The 18,060-nt window shown below is 68.6% G+C and carries 16 protein-coding genes; 5 read left to right on the forward strand and 11 right to left on the reverse strand.

Annotated elements, in window-relative coordinates; genetic code table 11:
• Positions 1 to 190: 190 nt before the first annotated feature.
• The 8 genes from NS3_RS04080 to NS3_RS04115 all read right to left on the reverse strand — a co-directional run bounded on the left by NS3_RS04080 (position 191) and on the right by NS3_RS04115 (position 9,335).
• Positions 191 to 1,336 carry an acyl-CoA dehydrogenase family protein gene (locus tag NS3_RS04080; protein WP_067853765.1) on the reverse strand — a complete coding sequence of 382 codons (1,146 nt, stop codon included), beginning with the start codon at positions 1,334 to 1,336 and terminating at the stop codon, positions 191 to 193.
• Between the two features lie 205 nt (positions 1,337 to 1,541).
• A complete protein-coding gene (locus NS3_RS04085) occupies positions 1,542 to 2,552 on the reverse strand; it encodes an alpha/beta hydrolase (RefSeq protein WP_067854504.1) in 1,011 nt (336 codons plus the stop codon).
• 221 nt (positions 2,553 to 2,773) lie between these two features.
• On the reverse strand, positions 2,774 to 3,628 hold the full coding sequence (locus tag NS3_RS04090; RefSeq protein WP_067853768.1) for a lysophospholipid acyltransferase family protein: 855 nt from the start codon (positions 3,626 to 3,628) through the stop codon (positions 2,774 to 2,776).
• Between the two features lie 217 nt (positions 3,629 to 3,845).
• The gene (gene hflX, locus NS3_RS04095; protein WP_067854508.1) at positions 3,846 to 5,303 is read right to left on the reverse strand and encodes a GTPase HflX; all 1,458 of its coding nucleotides are present in this window, start codon (positions 5,301 to 5,303) and stop codon (positions 3,846 to 3,848) included.
• A 319-nt stretch (positions 5,304 to 5,622) separates the two neighbouring features.
• Positions 5,623 to 6,507, reverse strand: coding sequence for a diaminopimelate epimerase (dapF, locus tag NS3_RS04100; protein ID WP_067854511.1), 885 nt, complete (start codon positions 6,505 to 6,507; stop codon positions 5,623 to 5,625).
• A gap of 91 nt (positions 6,508 to 6,598) precedes the next feature.
• Positions 6,599 to 7,435 carry a TrmH family RNA methyltransferase gene (locus NS3_RS04105; RefSeq protein ID WP_067853771.1) on the reverse strand — a complete coding sequence of 279 codons (837 nt, stop codon included), beginning with the start codon at positions 7,433 to 7,435 and terminating at the stop codon, positions 6,599 to 6,601.
• Complete coding sequence (miaA, locus tag NS3_RS04110) at positions 7,432 to 8,457, reverse strand: tRNA (adenosine(37)-N6)-dimethylallyltransferase MiaA (protein ID WP_084495025.1); 1,026 nt, start codon at positions 8,455 to 8,457, stop codon at positions 7,432 to 7,434. Before miaA ends, NS3_RS04105 begins: the two co-directional genes overlap by 4 nt.
• The gene (locus NS3_RS04115; RefSeq protein WP_067853774.1) at positions 8,454 to 9,335 is read right to left on the reverse strand and encodes a class III extradiol ring-cleavage dioxygenase family protein; all 882 of its coding nucleotides are present in this window, start codon (positions 9,333 to 9,335) and stop codon (positions 8,454 to 8,456) included. The genes miaA and NS3_RS04115 overlap by 4 nt, the downstream gene beginning before the upstream one ends.
• 283 nt (positions 9,336 to 9,618) lie before the next feature.
• On the opposite strand from NS3_RS04115, the gene NS3_RS04120 reads away from it, so the two are divergent.
• Complete coding sequence (locus NS3_RS04120) at positions 9,619 to 10,995, forward strand: DUF349 domain-containing protein (RefSeq protein ID WP_067853778.1); 1,377 nt, start codon at positions 9,619 to 9,621, stop codon at positions 10,993 to 10,995.
• A 60-nt stretch (positions 10,996 to 11,055) separates the two neighbouring features.
• Here NS3_RS04120 and NS3_RS04125 read toward each other — a convergent pair whose 3' ends face one another.
• Both NS3_RS04125 and miaB read right to left on the reverse strand, forming a co-directional pair.
• Positions 11,056 to 11,667 carry an Rv2732c family membrane protein gene (locus tag NS3_RS04125; RefSeq protein WP_067853781.1) on the reverse strand — a complete coding sequence of 204 codons (612 nt, stop codon included), beginning with the start codon at positions 11,665 to 11,667 and terminating at the stop codon, positions 11,056 to 11,058.
• A 200-nt stretch (positions 11,668 to 11,867) separates the two neighbouring features.
• Complete coding sequence (gene miaB, locus NS3_RS04130) at positions 11,868 to 13,379, reverse strand: tRNA (N6-isopentenyl adenosine(37)-C2)-methylthiotransferase MiaB (protein ID WP_373865280.1); 1,512 nt, start codon at positions 13,377 to 13,379, stop codon at positions 11,868 to 11,870.
• Between the two features lie 273 nt (positions 13,380 to 13,652).
• Here miaB and NS3_RS04135 point away from each other — a divergent pair, with 273 nt between their 5' ends.
• The 4 genes from NS3_RS04135 to NS3_RS04150 all read left to right on the forward strand — a co-directional run bounded on the left by NS3_RS04135 (position 13,653) and on the right by NS3_RS04150 (position 16,979).
• Positions 13,653 to 14,381, forward strand: a complete 729-nt coding sequence (locus tag NS3_RS04135; RefSeq protein ID WP_067854514.1) for an amino acid ABC transporter ATP-binding protein — start codon at positions 13,653 to 13,655, stop codon at positions 14,379 to 14,381.
• 54 nt (positions 14,382 to 14,435) lie between these two features.
• Positions 14,436 to 15,269: a glutamate ABC transporter substrate-binding protein gene (locus tag NS3_RS04140; RefSeq protein WP_067853787.1), complete on the forward strand. Its 834-nt coding sequence runs from the start codon at positions 14,436 to 14,438 to the stop codon at positions 15,267 to 15,269.
• A gap of 95 nt (positions 15,270 to 15,364) precedes the next feature.
• Positions 15,365 to 16,036, forward strand: coding sequence for an amino acid ABC transporter permease (locus tag NS3_RS04145; protein WP_067853790.1), 672 nt, complete (start codon positions 15,365 to 15,367; stop codon positions 16,034 to 16,036).
• A 43-nt stretch (positions 16,037 to 16,079) separates the two neighbouring features.
• A complete protein-coding gene (locus NS3_RS04150) occupies positions 16,080 to 16,979 on the forward strand; it encodes an amino acid ABC transporter permease (RefSeq protein ID WP_067853794.1) in 900 nt (299 codons plus the stop codon).
• A gap of 40 nt (positions 16,980 to 17,019) precedes the next feature.
• Here the strand turns inward: NS3_RS04150 and NS3_RS04155 are convergent, their stop codons facing one another.
• A complete protein-coding gene (locus NS3_RS04155) occupies positions 17,020 to 17,880 on the reverse strand; it encodes a 3-hydroxyacyl-CoA dehydrogenase (protein WP_067853797.1) in 861 nt (286 codons plus the stop codon).
• Between the last annotated feature and the right edge of the window lie 180 nt (positions 17,881 to 18,060).

Below are 18,060 nucleotides of genomic sequence, written 5' to 3' on the forward strand. Positions count from 1 at the left end.
GTCCGAATTGTCCGGACTATCGGCGTTCTCGCAGGCCGGGAACCGCCTATCCCCGGCCCGGCGTACCGATGGTCGTGGGGTGTCGTTCGGACATCGACAGTTCGGCCGCCGGACTGAGGGGGCACACGCCCCCAAAAAAACACCGAGGCGGGACATGACGTCCCGCCTCGGTGCTACGAAATCGCTGCGATCAGGCCAGCTTCAGCGAGCGGCCGATGATCTCCTTCATGATTTCGGTGGTGCCGCCGTAGATGGCCTGGATGCGAGCATCCATGTAGGCCTTGGCGATCGGGTACTCACGCATGTAGCCGTATCCGCCGTGCAGCTGCAGGCAACGGTTGATGAGGTCGATCTGCTCCTCGGTGCTCCACCACTTGGCCATCGCGGCGTCCTCGGCGGAGAGCTTGCCCGCGTTGAGGTCCTCGATGAAGCGGTCGACGAGCACGCGCACCGCGGTGGTCTTGGTGGCGAGCTCGGCCAGCACGAAGCGGGTGTTCTGCAGGGCGCCGATCGGCTTGCCGAACGCCTTGCGGTCACGCACGTACTGGCAGGTCATCTCCAGGCATGCCTCCATCGCACCGGCGGCCATGACGGCGATGGACAGGCGCTCCTGGGGCAGGTTCTGCATCAGGTGGATGAAACCCTGACCCTCGGTGCCCAGCAGGTTCTTCGACGGCACGCGCACATCGGTGAAGCTCAGCTCGGCGGTGTCCTGCGCCTTGAGGCCGATCTTGTCGAGGTTGCGGCCGCGCTCGAAGCCGGGCATACCGCGCTCGACCACGAGCAGGCTGAAGCCCAGCGCGCCCTTCTCCGGGTCGGTCTGGGCGACCACGATGACGATGTCGGCGTTGATGCCGTTGGTGATGAAGGTCTTCGCGCCGTTGATGACCCAGTCGTCACCGTCGCGGACCGCGCGGGTCTTGATGCCCTGCAGGTCCGAGCCGGTGCCGGGCTCGGTCATGGCGATCGCGGTGATGAGCTCGCCGGAACAGAACCCGGGCAGCCAGCGCTGCTTCTGCTCGTCGTCGGCCAGCTCGAGCAGGTAGGGCGCGATCACGTCGTTGTGCAGCGAGAAGCCCAGGCCCGAGTACTGCAGACGGGAGGTCTCCTCGGTGATGATCGCGTTGTAGCGGAAGTCCTTCACTCCGCCGCCGCCGTATTCCTCCGGCACAGCCATGCCGAGGAAGCCCTGCTTGCCCGCCTCGAGCCACACTTCGCGGGGGACGAGGCCGGCCTCTTCCCACTCCGCGTGGTTCGGCGCCACGTGCTGCTCGAGGAACTTGCGGTACGACTCCCGGAACAGCTCGTGCTCGGGCTCGAACAGTGTGCGCTCCACACCAACCTCCTAGTGACCACACGGACCGGTCCACACCGACCCGTCGTTACCCGATACGGTACCCGGAACCCAAACCACGGTTCACTTCGCATCGGAGATCTTGGGTTTCACCTGGAACAGTAGCGCCACCCTGTGACACAGAGCGAGACCGGTCGCAAACCTACTCACCAGTCGACACGGCACGAACGGTAATAGTCATCCACTATCACTCCGGTAGTCCGAGGCCGCGCGCCAAGACCGGCCAGGACTGCTTCAGTGCGTCCTCCCAATATCCCCAGGAATGTGTGCCGTACGGCTCGAAGACGTAGGTGGCCTCGATACCCAGCCCGGTCAGCCGGTCGCGCATATTGCGCGTACAGAAGTCGGTGGCGGCCTCGAGCAGTCCGCCGAGGACGACCTGGTTGACCAGCCCGCCGACACCGGGCTGGGCGCGCGGCCCGTTCAGCTGATCCCAGCGGCCGGGCAGGCCGCTACCGGTGGACAGGAACAGTTCCACTCCGCGCAGCCCCTCGGCGTTGACATACGGATCGTTCGCCGCCCACATCGGATCGTCCGGCGGGCCGTACATGTTCACCACATCGCCCTGCCCGGCCGCCACCACCGTCTGCACGAGCTGATGGCCGAGCGGGTCGCTGATCTGGGCGCACCCGCTGTAGGCGGCCACGGCGCGATAGCGACCGGGAGCGGCGATGGGCAGTTGCAGGACCGAGGTCCCCGACATCGACAGACCCGCCAGCGCGTTGAGCCCGTCGGTGCCCAGCGCACCGTCGATCACCGGCGGCAACTCCTCGGTGAGGAACGTCGTCCACTTGTTGACCCCGAGAACCGGATCGCGGGCACGCCAGTCGGTGTAGTAGCTCCACGCCCCGCCGATGGGCTGGACGACATTGACCGGGTGCGCGGCCAGGAAGTCCAGCGTCGAGGTCCGCGCCGCCCAGGTAGCCGAATCCTCGCCACCGCCCGCGCCCGCGAGCAGGTAGAGGGTCGGCCGGGGCACACTGGGGTCGGCGGGCCGCTGCACGTCGAGTTCGATCACCTGATCCATGGCGGCGGAGTAGACGCCCAGCCGCAGACTCCGCTCACCGACGACACGGAAGTCGACCAGCCGTGAGCCGTCGGGCGAGACCGGGGTCGCCGACGGCGCACCGGAGCGGATGACCGGATCGACCATCGCGGGCGTGGCGACATCGGGATCAGCGGTCGGCGAGGCGTCCATGCCGGGGTCGGCCGCCGCCACCGTGGCCGACACGAGGGCCACCACGACTGCGGCGGCGGCCCCGGTCAGCGTCGATCCGATCCGCGTCCACGCCATTTCCTCACGCTACGTATCGGATGCCGAAGATCAGCTGGAAAGCCGGCGCTGTTCGGGGATCGTTGTACACCGAAAACGGGACGGTGACCGTGCGGCCTGTCCGGCTGGGATTCGCCGTCCCGGGCTCAGCTGCCCAGCAGACCGCGGACCCGGCCACCGAGCGTGCGACCGGAATCGCGCGCACGCTCGGCGAACAGGTAGCGGATCTCCTCCTCGAGCGCCTTGCGCACCACATCGCGCAAGTCGGCGGCCGCGGCGTCGAGATCCTCGGCGCCGACCCACGGCGCCGGATCGATCGGCGTCCCCGCGGAGAAGTAGAACCGCTCCGGGCGCGGAATCGGCCCGAGACCGTGCACCAGCGGCGGCGTGAGGTTGCGCTTCAGACCGAGCGCTTCGACGGCCCAGCGCACCGGCCGCATGAGCGAATGACGGCCGTCGACCACGATGTCGTACGCGTCGTCGACACCGATCATCGCCACGGGCACGATCGGCGCTCCCGCCGCCAGCGCCATCCGCGCGAATCCGGTACGGCCCTCCCACTTGAGCACGTACTTCTCGTTCTTGCGGCGAACGGCCTCACGGCCGCCCCCGGGAAACACCAGAACGGCCTCGCCGCGTTCGAGCAGCGTCTGGCAGTTGTGCCGATTACCGCGCACCGAACCGTAGTAATGCAGGAAATGCCGCACCCCCGGCACCCCGATGAGCAGATCTTCGGCGAGTCCGCGGATCAGCCTGCCGCGGGTGCGCAGCACCTCGGGCATCAGCAGCGGCGCGTCGATGAGGCCGAGCAGATTGTGATTGGCGACCAGCAACACCGGCCCCTCGGCGGGAATGTTCTCCAGGCCGTAGAAGCGCGGGCTGGTCCAGGCCCGCAACGGTGCGAGCAGGGTGTCGAGCACCCGCAGATCGTTGTCGTTCAGGCGCACGTCCAACGGTGCGCCGTCGGTCAATACCGCCCGGGCGGGCGCTGATTCACGCATAGGTGGTTTCCCATCGAATGTCGGATTCCCGGCACGTCGTCGTACGGAAAACGCGGTGGTACGGAAAAGTGGTATGTCCCCTGCGCCGCGACATCGCGGCTCCGAGTTCCACCGTACCGAAAGCACTGGAACCAGTTATAGAAAAATCCGCCCATCGTGGGGAATTTCACCTCGTCACGTATGCCGCCGAGCCCGGCGACATACGTGACGGTCGGTTCTAATTCCGCCGGTCCTCACCGCAGTCGCCGGGAGCAGCGCCCGCGTGCGCGTATTCCGCCAGCGCGGCGGCCAGCGCGTGCGGCACCCTGGCCCGCAGCCGGGTGCCGCCCTCCTCGTGCTCGGACTGCAGGATCCGGCCGTCGGCGTGCACCCGGGCGAGCAGGTCGCCCCGGGTGTAGGGCAGCAGGACCCCGACCTCGACATCGAGATCGCCGAGAATCTCGGCCAGCCGTGCCCGCAACCGGTCGATACCCGCACCGGTGCGCGCGGAGACGAACTCCGCGTGCGGCAACATCCCGCGCAATTCCGTGCGCTGCATCGGCGACATCGCATCGATCTTGTTCACCACCAGCAGTTCCGGCGGCGCCGTCGCGGTGTCTGCCCCGGACTCCTTGATCACCTCGGCGATGACCTCGCGCACCGCCTTGATCTGGCCTGCCGGATCGGCGTCGGAACCGTCCACCACATGCACCAGCAGATCCGCGCCGGTGACCTCCTCCAGCGTCGAGCGGAACGCCTCGACCAGCTGGGTCGGCAGGTGCCGGACGAAACCGACGGTATCGGTGAAGACGACTTCGCGGCCGTCGTCGAGCTGGGCCCGCCGGGTGGTCGGGTCCAAGGTCGCGAACAGCGCGTCCTGCACCAGCACACCGGAGCCGGTCAGCGCGTTCATCAGGCTCGACTTGCCCGCGTTGGTGTAGCCGACGATGGCGACCTGCGGAACACCGGAGCCCGCGCGCCTGGCGCGCTTGGTGTCTCGTGCGGTCTTCATCTCGCGGATCTCACGGCGCAGTTTGGCCATGCGCTCGCGGATGCGACGGCGATCGGTCTCGATCTTGGTCTCACCGGGACCACGCAGACCCACACCGCCGTTGCTGCCCGCGCGACCGCCCGCCTGCCGCGACATCGACTCGCCCCAGCCGCGCAGCCTGGGCAGCATGTACTCCATCTGGGCCAGCGACACCTGCGCCTTGCCCTCGCTGGAGGTGGCGTGCTGGGCGAAGATGTCCAGGATCAACGCGGTCCGGTCGATGACCTTGACCTTGACGACCTTCTCCAGCGCGGTCAGCTGCGCGGGGGTCAGCTCGCCGTCGCAGATCACCGTGTCGGCACCGGTGTCGAGCACCACCGTGCGCAGTTCGTCGGCCTTTCCCGAACCGATATAGGTCGCCGGATCCGGCTTGTCACGGCGCTGGATCAGCGCCTCGAGCACCTGAGAACCCGCGGTCTCGGCAAGCGCGGCCAGCTCGGCCATGCTGGCCTCGGCCTGGGCGGACGTGCCCGAAGTCCACACCCCGACCAGCACGACGCGCTCGAGGCGCAGCTGCCGGTACTCGACTTCGGTGACGTCGGTGAGTTCGGTGGACAGACCCGCGACCCGGCGCAGCGAAGTGCGCTCCTCGAGCCGCATCTCGCCGGTGGTGGGCTCCGCGGCGGTCCAGCCGTTGCGCTTCATCCGGGCCGCGCGTTCGGCGATCACGTCGCCTTCGTCCGGGTACTCGCCGCCGCCGTATTCATCGCCGCCATATTCATCATCGCCGCTGTCGAAGTCGGCGTCCGTGTCGTCGGTGTCGCGGTGATCGGCGCCGTCGAAGTCGTTGTCGGCGTCGCTGTTGTCAGGGGGGAATCCGGCCTGGTCGGCGGTGTCGTTTCCGCTGGAGGTCGAAGTGATGTCGAACGTCTCTGATTTCCTCATACACCATCCATGCTGCCACGATTCAGGCCCCGTCCGCATTTCTATTTCACGCGAACGGTCTTCGCCGGACCCAGGCGACTCAGCCGAGGTCCTGCCACCAGTCCGCGCCGAGCCGACCGGTCGCGACCAACACCGACGGTCCGCGCAGCCAGGCGCGGCCCGCCGACAGGCCGACGCGCACCTGTCCGCCGGGCACCCGGACGGTCACCTCACCGGACCCGGTCGCCAGATCGAACCCCTCGGCGCTCAGCGCGGCGGCCGCCGCCGCGACGGTTCCGGTGCCGCAGGAGCGGGTCTCGCCGACACCGCGCTCGTAGACGCGCATGTCCACCCCGCGCTGCGCGTCGATCGGGGTCAGGATCTCGACGTTCACGCCGTGTGAGAACAGATCGGGGTCGTAACCGGGTGAGACTGTCAGATCGAGTTTGGCCAGCGCTTCGGCGGTCAGCGCCGGGTCGACGCAGGCCAGGTGCGGATTGCCCACATCGATGCCGAGCCCGGACAGCCCCCAGCCGCCGATGGTCGCGGTGGACGGACCGAGGTCGCGTACCTCACCCATCGCCACGGTGACCTCACCGTGCACCGGCCCCGCCGCATGCACGGTGACCGGGCGCGCGCCCGCGCGGCTGCCGACCACGTGCTCGGTCCTGGTCTCCCGGCCGGTCGCGGCCAGATAGTGCGCGAACACCCGCACGCCGTTGCCGCACATCTCGGCGATCGAGCCGTCGGCGTTGCGGTAATCCATGAACCAGTCCTGCTCGGCGATGCCCTCGGGCAGTTCGGTGAGCACGCCGGCGGCCCGCAGCGCGCCCGCGCGAGCGACCCGGAGCACACCATCGGCGCCCAGACCCCGCTGCCGGTCACACAAGGCACTGATCCGCTCGACGGTGAGTTCGAGGCGGACGTCCTCGTCGGGCAGCACCACGAAATCGTTCTGGGTGCCGTGGCCCTTCGTGAACTCGATGTCCGTCACTCGGGATTCTCCGTTTCCATTGTCCCGTTTCCATTGTCAGCCCGGTCGTCGTGTGCAGTGTGGCCGTTCTTCCGGCGGCCGGTCATCGAACGAACGTCCGGCGCTGCCGCGATATTTCGTACAGGGCGACCGCGCCCGCCGAGGGCGCGCCCAGGGAGCTGGCGGTGCCACCCATCGGGATGGACACCAGATCGTCACACACATCCTGCCAGGCCGCGCTCATGCCGCTGGTCTCGTTGCCGACCACCAGGACGGTCGCCTCCCGGAAATCGTGATCGAAGACCGCGGATGTGCCGCGTTCGTCGGTGCCGACGATCCGGGTCGGAATGCCACGCGCGATCTGCCGGTCCCGGAACTCGAGCACCTGAGCCGGTCCGGCCACCCGGAATACCGGCACCGCGAACAGGGAACCGGTGGAGGCCCGGACCGCCTGCGGGTCGTACTGATCGGCACCGTGCCCGCTGACCACTACCGCGTCGGCGCCGAAGGAATCCGCCGAGCGGATCAGGGTGCCCAGATTGCCCGGCGAATTCGGCCGGTCGAACACCACCACGACGGGGGCGTCCTCGCCGGGTTCACCGGGCTCGTAATCGGCGAGCTCGAGCTGTCGCGACACCGCGACGGCAATCAGTTCCGGTGTGGCGTCGGCCTTTTCGCCGAGCTCGGCGATGAGCTCCGGCACCAGCCCGACATGGGGCACCGCACTGGCCTCGAGCGCCTCGCGCGCCCAGGTCGACAGTTCCGGACCGCCCAGCCGGTACAGCATGGTCTCCAGCGGCCATCCCGCCGCCAGCGCCTGCGTGATCGGCCGCACGCCCTGCACCAGGAAGCGCCGGTCGCGATGGCGCTTGGTGCGGTTGTGCAGGTAGGCCTGCCACACCTGCACCGAGGCATTGCGGGTGCTGACACGTCGAGTCACTGTGGAGTCCGTTCTGTGCTGGCCGGATCGATGTCGTCCGCCGGATCGACGCTCGCGGTGGTCGGCGGATCGACAAGGTCGGCATCCTGCGACGTCGGCACGGTGGCAGCATCGGCGCGGCCCTCGGCGATCAGGTCGAGCGCGGTGGTGACCAGGCCGGGATCGGCGCCGTCCAGCCAACGCACTCTGGGGTCGCGCCGGAACCAGGAACGCTGCCGCCGCACGTAGCGCCGGGTTCCGATGAGCGTGCGTTCCTGCGCGTGGCGCAGATCGTATTCACCGTCGAGGTAGGCCAGGACCTGGGCGTAACCGATCGCGCGGCGCGCGGTGACGCCCCTGCGCAGGCCGCGCTCGACGAGTCCGCGCACCTCCTCGACGAGGCCCTCGGCGAACATCAGCGCCGTGCGGCGTTCGATGCGCTCGTCGAGTTCGGCGGTGTCGCGGTCGACACCCAGGATCACGGTGCCCCAGCGCGGTGTACCGATACCGGGCGCGGACGCGGCGAACGGCTTGCCGGTGAGTTCGACGACTTCGAGCGCGCGCACCATGCGCCGCCCGTCGGTGGGCAGAATCGTCTGCGCCGCAACGGGATCGGCCGCACACAGGGCCTCGTGCACAGCCGTCGCTCCCCCGGTCTCGAGCAACCGCTCCCACTTGGCCCGGACCGCCGGATCGGTGGCGGGGAACTCCCAGTCGTCGAGCAGCGCTTGGACGTACATCATCGAGCCGCCCACGATCACCGGGGTCCGCCCGCGCGCCATGACGGCCTCGACGTCGGCGATGGCGTTGCGCTGATAGGTGGCGACGCTGGCGGTCTCGGTGACGTCGAGGACGTCGAGCTGATGATGGGGAATGCCGCGCCGTTCGGCGAGCGGCAGTTTGGCCGTACCGATGTCCATGCCGCGGTAGAGCTGCATCGCGTCGATATTGACGATCTCGCCGTCGAGCCGCTCGGCCAGTGCGAGCCCGAGGTCGGATTTGCCGGTGGCGGTGGGTCCGACCACTGCGATCGGCACCGTCATCGCGCCCTGCCTTCCCGGTCGTCCCCCGGACGCCACACGCTCACGTGATAGCCGACGCCGAACGGCGCGTCCCGATAGTAGGTCCGCACGGTCGGGTCGGCGGCGTCGGGGGCGAACAGCCCTGCCAGCACCTGATAGGCGGCGCGACCGTCGACGCCGAGTCGCGCGCACTCCGCCGGATCCAGGACACGCAGCCCGGCGCGGTCACCGACGTCGAGTGCATCGTCGATCCGGCGCTGGAGCTCGGGCGCCCGCTCCTCGAAGTAGCCGGGGGCGCCGGTGGACAGGGTCCGGGCGCCGTCGGCGACGACGAGCACGCCGTGCGGCTCCGGATCGGCGTCCAGTTCGCCGCGCAACCGCGCACCGAGCGCGACGCATTCGTCGGCCGAGACATCCGCGGCGACCAAGCGGGCACGGGCCTGTACATCCGGGGCGGCCGCACCCCGCAACCATGCGGCGATCAGCACGGCCAGCGGAACCTCCGGGTCCGGTTCGGTACCCGAGGACAGGGCGGACGCGGACATCCCGACGGTCACCTCGGCTCCGAATCCCCGGAACGTGCCCACCAGATCGCAGCCGTACTCCCTGGTCGGAGTGATCCGCGCGCCCGACTTCTCCGCTGTGGGGGTACCCGCGCCGGTGCCGTCGGCCGGATCGGAGCAGGCCACCGACAGCGAGGCCTCGACGCCGACGACGGTCCACCGGTCCACCCCGGCGAGTTCGCCGACGGCCGTCAGCGCGGCGGCGCGGACCCGCGCCACCTCGGCGACCGGATCGTTCCCGGTCACCCCGGAGTTCCCGGTCACCCCGGATCGAGCGCCGCAGAGTTCGGGAACCAGGACCGGCGGCGAGGGGACGAGAGCCGCAATGCTGAACACGTCGCCAACCGTATCGGTTCCGGTGTGACGCGCCGACGCGGCGCCGGGTGGGCGGCCGGGTGCGGGTTCGAGTGTCTGTCGGGTCAATTCCTGCCGGGATTGATAGTGTCGGGGGTGCGACAACCCAGGTCACCACGGGTTGTCACCCCGCACAGACCCGTGGGCCACCCTCGCGCCCACGAGTGATCCGGACGCGACCGTGCGGCGGCTGGAGAGCAGGTCGAAACGGGATGAACCAGGGCGTAACCAGGCAGCCGTGACGCGCGGCAAAGGACGGAGAGCAATGACCGACAGCAACGGAACCGCGAAGGCCACCCCCGGCAGCGCGCCGCGTCCGTCCGGTGCCCCCAAGCCGGGCGGATCGAAGCCCCATCCCAAGCCGCACGCGGTCAAGCCGGCACCCGGACCGGCCCAGCAGCATCCCCATCCGGTCGTGGTGCCCACGGTCACCGATCCCGCACGATGGGGCCGGGTCGACGAGGACGGCACCGCCTGGGTGAAAACCGCCGAGGGTGAGCGGGTCGTCGGCTCCTGGCAGGCCGGCGACGCCACCGAAGGTCTGGCCCATTTCGGCCGCCGATTCGACGATCTCGCGACCGAGGTCGCCCTGCTCGAGGCGCGTCTGGCCGCGGGAGCCGACGCCCGCAAGACCAAGGCCGAGGCCATCCGGCTCGCCGAGTCGCTGCCCACCGCGGCCGTCATCGGCGATATCGACAGCCTCGCGCAGCGGCTGCGGGCGATCACCGAACACTCCGAGGAAGCCGCCGCGCACGCCAAGGAGGAGAAGGAACGCGCCCGCCACGAGCACACCGAGCGCAAGGAAGCGCTGTGTGCCGAGGCCGAGCAGATCGCCGCCGAATCCACCCAGTGGAAGCACGCCGGTGACCGGCTGCGCGAGATCCTGGACGAATGGAAGACCATCCGCGGCGTGGACCGCAAGGTCGACGACGCGCTGTGGAAGCGCTACTCGAAGGCCCGCGAGGCGTTCAATCGCCGACGCGGCGCGCACTTCGCCGAGCTGGATCGGGAGCGGGCGGCGGCCAAGACGCGCAAGGAAGAACTGTGTGTCCAGGCCGAGGAACTGTCCGGCTCCACCGACTGGGCAGGCACCGCGGCCGTCTTCCGCGAACTGCTCAACGAGTGGAAGGCCGCGGGCAGGGCGCCGCGGGAGGCCGATGAAGCACTGTGGCGCCGATTCAAGAGCGCCCAGGACGTGTTCTTCGCGGCCCGCAACGCCGCCGTCTCCGAACGCGACGCCGAGTTCGAGGCGAACGCGGCCGCCAAGGAGGAACTGCTGGCCGCCTACGCTCACCTCGACCCCGCTCAGGATCTCGACGCCGCCCGCGCCGGGCTGCGCGAGCTGCAGGAACGCTGGGAAGCGATCGGCAAGGTGCCGCGCGAGCGGATGCACGATCTCGAGAGCAGGCTGCGCGCGATCGAGAAGCGTGTCCGCGAGGCCGTCGACGATCAGTGGCGGCGCACCGACCCCGAGGCGATGGCGCGCGCCGCGCAGTTCCGGGAGAAGGTCGCGCACTTCGAGGAGCAGGCCGCCAAGGCCGAGGCGACCGGTCGCGCCCGCGACGCCGAGAAGGCCCGCGAACAGGCCAAGCAGTGGCGCGAATGGGCCGAAGCCGCCGAAGGCGCGGTCAGCAACCGCTGACACCACGAAACGAACGGCGCCGCCGGGTTCTCACCCGGCGGCGCCGTTTCTCGTTCGGAACTACTCGTCGCCGGAGAGGCGCTTGCGGTCACGCTCCTCCGCGGTGGCAGCGGCATTGCGGCGCTGTTCCTCCGCGGCCAGCTGTACCGCGGTGCGGCTCCACACCACGCGCACCCAGTGGAAGGTCAGCACGACGATCGCGATCGTGCCGATGAGCAATCCGACACCCGGCCCGGCGCCCACGTAGTTGTCCAGCCCGGGGGTCTGGCGATGCCAGATCGAGAGCACGCCGAAGAAGGAGGCCAGCGCCGAACCGGCGACCGCGAGCCAGGCGAGCACCCAGCGCCTGGTCATCAGCGCCAGCAACGAGAAGCCGATGCCGAAGACGGCGGTGAACCAGACGAACAGCCGCGAGGGCAGGCCGATGTGCTCGATGCGCGCGGCATCGGTGCCGAGCAGCACGTCGAAGCCGCGCGCGCTGCCCGTGTGCGAGAGCACCAGCGAGAACAGCAGGACGAAGACCGCACCGGCCACCACCATCGCGCGGACCCCGGGATCGATCTCCCCGGCGATGCGCCGTTCGACGGCATCGAGCTCGTCACGGAACTGATCGAAGTCTCCCTCGATACTCCTGCTACCGCTGCTGTTGCTGCTGTGCTCGACGGAGCTCACCGCGTCGCCTCCTGGGTCGTCGTCGCCGGCATCGGATCGGTCCCGATCTACGTCCTGATCTACGTCCTGATCTACGTCCTGATCTGCATCCCGATCTACTCTGCCACCCGCGCTCGAATCCGCCGCACCCGGCCCACTACGAGACGTAGTATCAGGGTCGGGGTCGTCGTTGCGGTCGCGGTCCTCCCGGTTCGGACCGCTCATGAGCCGCACCCGGTCGAGCAACCCGCGGCGACCGGCTCCGGCACGGGGGCGCCGATACCGGGCAGGCCGAGTCCGACGCCGATCGGCGCGGTCTTCGGGGTGATACCGCGTTCGTGCGCGTCACCGGCGCGGGTGCGCCGATGGTTCTTGATCGGGGAGTCGGCGATCAGATGGTGCGGCGCGGCCTCGGTGACGTCGACGGTGACCAGGTCGCCGGGGCGGATCGGCTCGGCGGTTCCCCCCGGCCGGAAGTGCACCAGCCTGCCGTCGCGGGCCCGGCCGCTCATTCGCGCGGTGGCGGCGTTCTTCTTGCCCGCGCCCTCGGCGACCAGCAGTTCGACCTCGGCGCCGATCAGATCACGGTTGGCCGCCAGCGAGATCTCCTCTTGCAGGGCGATGAGCCGGTCGTAGCGCTCCTGCACCACCTGCTTGGGCAGCTGATCGGGCATCTCGGCAGCGGGCGTGCCCGGACGCTTGGAGTACTGGAAGGTGAACGCGCTGGTGAACCGGGCCTGCCGCACGACGTCCAGGGTCTCCTGGAAGTCCTCCTCGGTCTCGCCGGGGAAGCCGACGATGATGTCGGTGGTGATGGCCGCGTGCGGCATGGCCGCGCGCACCTTCTCGATGATGCCCAGGTAGCGCGCCTTGCGGTAGGAGCGACGCATGGCCTTGAGCACCCGGTCGGAGCCGGACTGCAACGGCATGTGCAGTTGCGGGCAGATATTGGGCGTCTGCGCCATCGCCTCGATCACGTCGTCGGTGAACTCGGCCGGATGCGGCGAGGTGAAGCGCACCCGCTCCAGGCCCTCGATGGTCCCGCAGGCGCGCAGCAGCTTGGCGAAGGCGCCACGATCGCGCGGCTCGTCCGGATCGGCGAAGGAGGCGCCGTAGGAGTTCACGTTCTGCCCGAGCAGGGTCACCTCGAGCACGCCCTGCTCGACGAGCGCCTGCACCTCGGCGAGCACGTCGCCGGGCCTGCGGTCGACTTCCTTGCCGCGCAGCGACGGCACGATGCAGAAGGTGCAGGTGTTGTTGCAGCCCACCGAGATCGATACCCAGCCCGCGTAGGCGGACTCCCGCTTGGCGGGCAGCGTCGAGGGGAACGCCTCGAGCGATTCCAGGATCTCGACCTGTGCGTGCTCGTTGTGCCGGGCGCGTTCGAGCAGCACCGGCAGCGAGCCCAGATTGTGGGTGCCGAACACCACGTCCACCCAGGGCGCCTTGCGCACCACGGTGTCGCGGTCCTTCTGCGCCAGGCAGCCGCCCACGGCGATCTGCATCCCCGGCCGGCCCGCCTTCACCGGCGCGAGATGGCCGAGCGTGCCGTAGAGCTTGTTGTCGGCGTTCTCACGCACCGCGCAGGTGTTGAAGACCACGAGGTCCGCCGTCGCCCCGGACGCGGCCTTGACGTAACCCGCGTCCTCGAGCAGACCGGACAAGCGTTCGGAATCGTGCACGTTCATCTGGCAGCCGAAGGTGCGGATCTCGTAGCTGCGTTCTCCGTTCATCACCTGTCCGATCGATTCCACCCGTCCAGGGTACGGGGGCGTTCGCGGGCGTCGCATTCGGCATCCGCGCAGGCCCGGCGGGCGCACGGGGATCACCCCGCTCGGTTACGAGGGCGTGACGCCCCGGCGTGGCAGTACGGCGTGTCGCGGAAAGCGGGGCAAAACGCTGATTTCCCCTTAAGGTCAGAGACCATGAGCGATGCCGCCGCCCCGACCGGCACGACCGGCGACGACCCGAAATCGGCCACCGCCACCGCGGGCTCTGCGCCGCCGATGATCTCGATGCGCGCTGTCGACAAGCACTTCGGCAAGCTGCACGTGCTGCGTGACATCGATCTGGAGGTCCCGCGCGGACAGGTCGTGATCGTCCTCGGCCCCTCCGGATCAGGGAAATCGACGCTGTGCCGGACCATCAATCGGCTCGAGCCCATCGATTCCGGCGCCATCGCCGTCGACGGTGTTCCGCTGCCGTCGGAAGGCAAGGCGCTGGCCGCGTTGCGCGCCGACGTCGGCATGGTGTTCCAGTCGTTCAATCTGTTCGCGCACAAGACGATTCTCGACAATGTGATGCTCGCCCCGATGAAGGTGCGCCGGGTCAGGAAGGAACAGGCGCGCAGCCGGGCGATGGAACTGCTCGAGCGCGTCGGCATCGCCGACCAGGCCGACAAGTACCCCGCCCAGTTGTCGGGCGGTCAGCAGCAGCGGGTGGCCATCGCGCGGGCATTGGCGATGAACCCCAAGGTCATGCTGTTCGACGAGCCGACCTCCGCGCTGGACCCGGAAATGGTCAACGAGGTTCTCGACGTGATGGTCTCGCTCGCCAAAGAGGGCATGACCATGCTGGTCGTCACGCACGAGATGGGATTCGCCCGGCGCGCGGGCGACCGGGTGCTGTTCATGGCCGACGGCTCGATCGTCGAGGACACCGACCCCGAAACCTTCTTCACGACACCGAAATCCGAACGAGCCAAGGACTTCCTGGGCAAGATTCTCAGCCACTGAGCATCCCCGTCCCGAACCACGGCAGCGAAATTCACACAAGGAGTTAGGAACTCGATGAGGATCACCCGTGCACTTCGTTTCGGCATCGGGGCGCTCGCCCTGGCCCTGGCCGCCACCGGCTGCGGCGGCGGCGACGAGGGCAACGCTCTCGAACACGCCGAGAAAGGCAAGCTCACCATCGGCATCAAGTACGACCAGCCCGGTCTGGGACTGCGCACCAAGGACGGCACCTTCACCGGCTTCGACGTGGCGGTCGCCGAGTACGTGGCGGGCAAGCTGGGCGTGCAGCCCGAGGGCATCACCTTCAAGGAGGCTCCGTCCGCGCAGCGCGAGACGCTGATCGAGAACGGCCAGGTCGACTTCATCGTCGCCACCTACTCGATCAACGACAAGCGCAAGGAGAAGGTCGATTTCGCCGGTCCCTACTATGTGGCGGGCCAGTCGCTGCTGGTGCGGGCCGACAACACCGACATCACCGGCCCGGAATCGCTGAACGGCAACAAGAAGCTGTGCTCGGTGAAGGGCTCGACCCCGGCGCAGAACGTCAAGGACAAGTACGCCAACGAAGTCCAGCTGCAGGAATTCGACACCTACTCGCTGTGCGTGGAGGCGTTGCGCAACGGCTCGGTCGACGCGGTGACCACCGACGACATCATCCTGGCCGGTTTCGCCGCCCAGTCCCCCGGGCAGCTCAAGGTGGTCGGCGAGACCTTCACCACTGAGAACTACGGCATCGGCCTGGCCAAGGGTGATCAGGAAACGCGCGACCGGATCAACGACGCGATCGAGGAGATGATCAGCTCGGGCGCGTGGGAGACCGCGCTGAAGGAGAGTGTCGGCGCCGCCGAATTCACCCCGTCGCCCGCACCGCAGGTCGACCGCTACTGAGGCGGAGATGAGGGGCGGCCCGCCGACTCGGGCCGCCGCTCATCCGATCGATCCTCGCTCGACCACAACACACCGATGGGAGGGACGCGCCGGCCGTGTTCGACCTGATCTCGGAATACGACACCCAGATCCTGGAAGCGTTCTGGGTCACGATCAAACTGACCTTCTTCTCCGCGATCGGCGCGCTGATTCTCGGCACGATCGTCGCCGCGATGCGCGTGTCCCCGATCCCGGTCGCTCGCTGGGTGGGCACCGCCTACGTCACCGTCTTCCGCAACACCCCGCTGACCCTGATCATCGTGTTCTGCTCACTCGGCCTGTATTCGGCACTGGGCTGGACGCTGGCCGGTGATTCCATCGTCGACAACAACTACTGGTGGGCGATCGTCGGCCTGAGCGTCTACACCGCGGCGTTCGTGTGCGAGTCGCTGCGGTCGGGCATCAACACCGTGCCGCTGGGACAGTCCGAGGCGGGCCGCTCGCTCGGCTTCGGTTTCGCTCAGAACTTGCGCTTGGTGGTGTTGCCGCAGGCGTTCCGTTCGGTGATCGCCCCGCTGGGCAGCGTGCTGATCGCGCTGACCAAGAACTCGACCATCGCCGCGGCCATCGGCGTCGCCGAAGCCGCGCACCTGATGGCCGAGATGATCGAGAACGAAGCCGCCCTGCTCGCCATCGGCGCGATCTTCGCCTTCGGCTTCGTCCTCATCACCCTGCCGACCGGCCTGCTGTTCGGCTGGCTCGCGAAACGATACGAGGTGTCCCGATGAGCGGTCACGCAGGACGCCTGCTCATCGACAGGAGGTCGCGCCGATGAGTGCTGGAGCTTCGGTTCTGTTCGATGCGCCCGGCCCCCGGGCCCGGATCCGCAACCACATCTTCTCGGCGCTGGTCGCCGCCGCGATCATCGCGGCAGGCTACTACCTGTTCCGAGTCTTCGAGGACAAGGGCCAGTTCGAGGCCGCGAAGTGGACACCGTTCCTCGAGCAGGAGGTCTGGACGACCTATCTGCTGCCCGGTCTGCGGGGCACCATCATCGCGGCGGTGCTGTCCATCGTGTTCGCGATGGTCCTCGGCATGATCTTCGGCATCCTGCGTCTGTCCGAGCACCGCTCGGTGCGGATCGTGGCGGGCACGGTCGTGGAGTTCGCGCGCGCCATCCCGGTGCTGATCCTGATGATCTTCCTGTTCGCCCTGTTCAGCGAATACAACGTGTTCAGGTCCGACGATCTGGCGCTCGCCGCGGTCGTCACCGCGTTGACCATCTACAACGGCTCGGTCATCGCCGAGATCGTGCGGGCGGGGATCCGCTCGCTGCCGCGCGGGCAGACGGAGGCGGCGCTCGCGGTCGGTATGCGCAAGAACCAGCTGATGCGGCTGATCCTGCTGCCGCAGGCGATCACCGCCATGCTGCCCGCTCTGATCTCGCAGATGGTGGTGGCGCTCAAGGACACCGCCCTGGGCTACCAGATCACCTATGTCGAGATCGTGCGCTCCGGCCAGCAACTCGGCGCGTCCGAGAGCAACACGATCCCCGCGCTGGTCGTCGTCGCGCTCGTCATGATCGCGCTCAACAGCACACTGACCTACGTAGCGACCGCGGTGGAGCGGCGGTTGCGCTCGGGCAAGCGGGCCAAGGGCGGCGGCGCGGTGCTGGCCGCCGATTCCATCATCACCGACGCCGCCCCCGGAATGGATCTGGAGAAGAGATGAGTGCGGCGAGCGCCGCCGGTCGGCCCATCGTCCGGCGGCGCTACGGCTGGTACTTGTAGAAGCCCTCGCCGGTGGCGATGCCGAGCTTGCCCTTGTCGATGTAATTCGCCTTCAACCAGGCCGCGAGCCGCTGGGCATCCTCGTCGCCGTGCACGAGGATGTTGTAGGGGGTGGTAAGCCCGATGACATCGAGGATCTGGAACGGGCCCAGCGGCGCGCCGGTGCCGATGCGCCAGGTCTTGTCGACCGCCTCGGGGTCGGCGTATCCGCCCGCGGCGAGTGCCATCCCCGCATCGAGGAGTGGCACGAGCAGCGAGTTGAGCACGTACCCCGCCTTCTCCTTGTGCATTTCGATCGGCACCATCCCGATGGCCTCGGCGAAAGCGGCCACCGCCCGGAACACCGCCGGGTCGGTATCGGTGGTGCCCATGACCTCGGCGGTGTTCATCTTCCACACCCGGTTGGCGAAGTGCAGGGCGAGGAATCGATCGGGGCGACCGGTGAAATCCTTGATGTCGCTGGGCAGCAGCGTCGAGGAGTTGGTGGCGAAGATGGTCCGCTCGGGCGCGAGTTCACCCAGGCGTTCGTAGGTGTCGCGTTTGATGTCGAGCACCTCCGGGACCGCTTCGATCACCAGGTCGGCCTCGGCAACGGCCGCAGCCAAGTCCGTGGTCAGCGTGATCGCGGAGCGGGCCTGCTCGGTCTTGTCGCCGGTGGCGCCGGGCACTTCCTCCCGATAGGTGGCGGCCAGCGTCGCCAAGCGTTCGCGCGCGGTCGCCAGCGCCTCCTCGCTGATGTCGTAGGCGGTGACCTCGAAACCTCGGAACGAGGTCTGGAACGCGATCTGCGAGCCGAGCACACCGGTCCCCAGAACGGTCACCTTCTTGATCTCGAAGCCCATCGTGTTCTCTCCCTTCCCGCGAGACGACCCTCGCCTCGCGACACCGCCACCGCCCATCATGGTCGATGGTCCGGCCGGGAGAGATCATTGCCCGCCGACCGCCGTCGCCGATCGGCCGACTACCCGTTTCCGCGGTGACGACACGGCAGACGCGTGGCGACTCCTGTCCCGGCGCGCACA

It is taken from the genome of Nocardia shimofusensis NBRC 100134 (genome assembly GCF_001613125.1).
GTDB lineage: Bacteria > Actinomycetota > Actinomycetes > Mycobacteriales > Mycobacteriaceae > Nocardia > Nocardia shimofusensis.

What these genes read in the sequence shown, in the direction of transcription:
- NS3_RS04155 (WP_067853797.1), bottom strand. Translation starts at nt 17,880, where the DNA reads ATGGGCTTCGAGATCAAGAAGGTGACCGTTCTGGGGACCGGTGTGCTC.
- miaB (WP_373865280.1), bottom strand. Translation starts at nt 13,379, where the DNA reads ATGAACGGAGAACGCAGCTACGAGATCCGCACCTTCGGCTGCCAGATG.
- NS3_RS04085 (WP_067854504.1), bottom strand. Translation starts at nt 2,552, where the DNA reads ATGGACGCCTCGCCGACCGCTGATCCCGATGTCGCCACGCCCGCGATG.
- NS3_RS04120 (WP_067853778.1), top strand. Translation starts at nt 9,619, where the DNA reads ATGACCGACAGCAACGGAACCGCGAAGGCCACCCCCGGCAGCGCGCCG.
- miaA (WP_084495025.1), bottom strand. Translation starts at nt 8,457, where the DNA reads ATGACGGTGCCGATCGCAGTGGTCGGACCCACCGCCACCGGCAAATCC.
- NS3_RS04140 (WP_067853787.1), top strand. Translation starts at nt 14,436, where the DNA reads ATGAGGATCACCCGTGCACTTCGTTTCGGCATCGGGGCGCTCGCCCTG.
- NS3_RS04135 (WP_067854514.1), top strand. Translation starts at nt 13,653, where the DNA reads ATGATCTCGATGCGCGCTGTCGACAAGCACTTCGGCAAGCTGCACGTG.
- NS3_RS04150 (WP_067853794.1), top strand. Translation starts at nt 16,080, where the DNA reads ATGAGTGCTGGAGCTTCGGTTCTGTTCGATGCGCCCGGCCCCCGGGCC.
- hflX (WP_067854508.1), bottom strand. Translation starts at nt 5,303, where the DNA reads ATGAAGCGCAACGGCTGGACCGCCGCGGAGCCCACCACCGGCGAGATG.
- NS3_RS04090 (WP_067853768.1), bottom strand. Translation starts at nt 3,628, where the DNA reads ATGCGTGAATCAGCGCCCGCCCGGGCGGTATTGACCGACGGCGCACCG.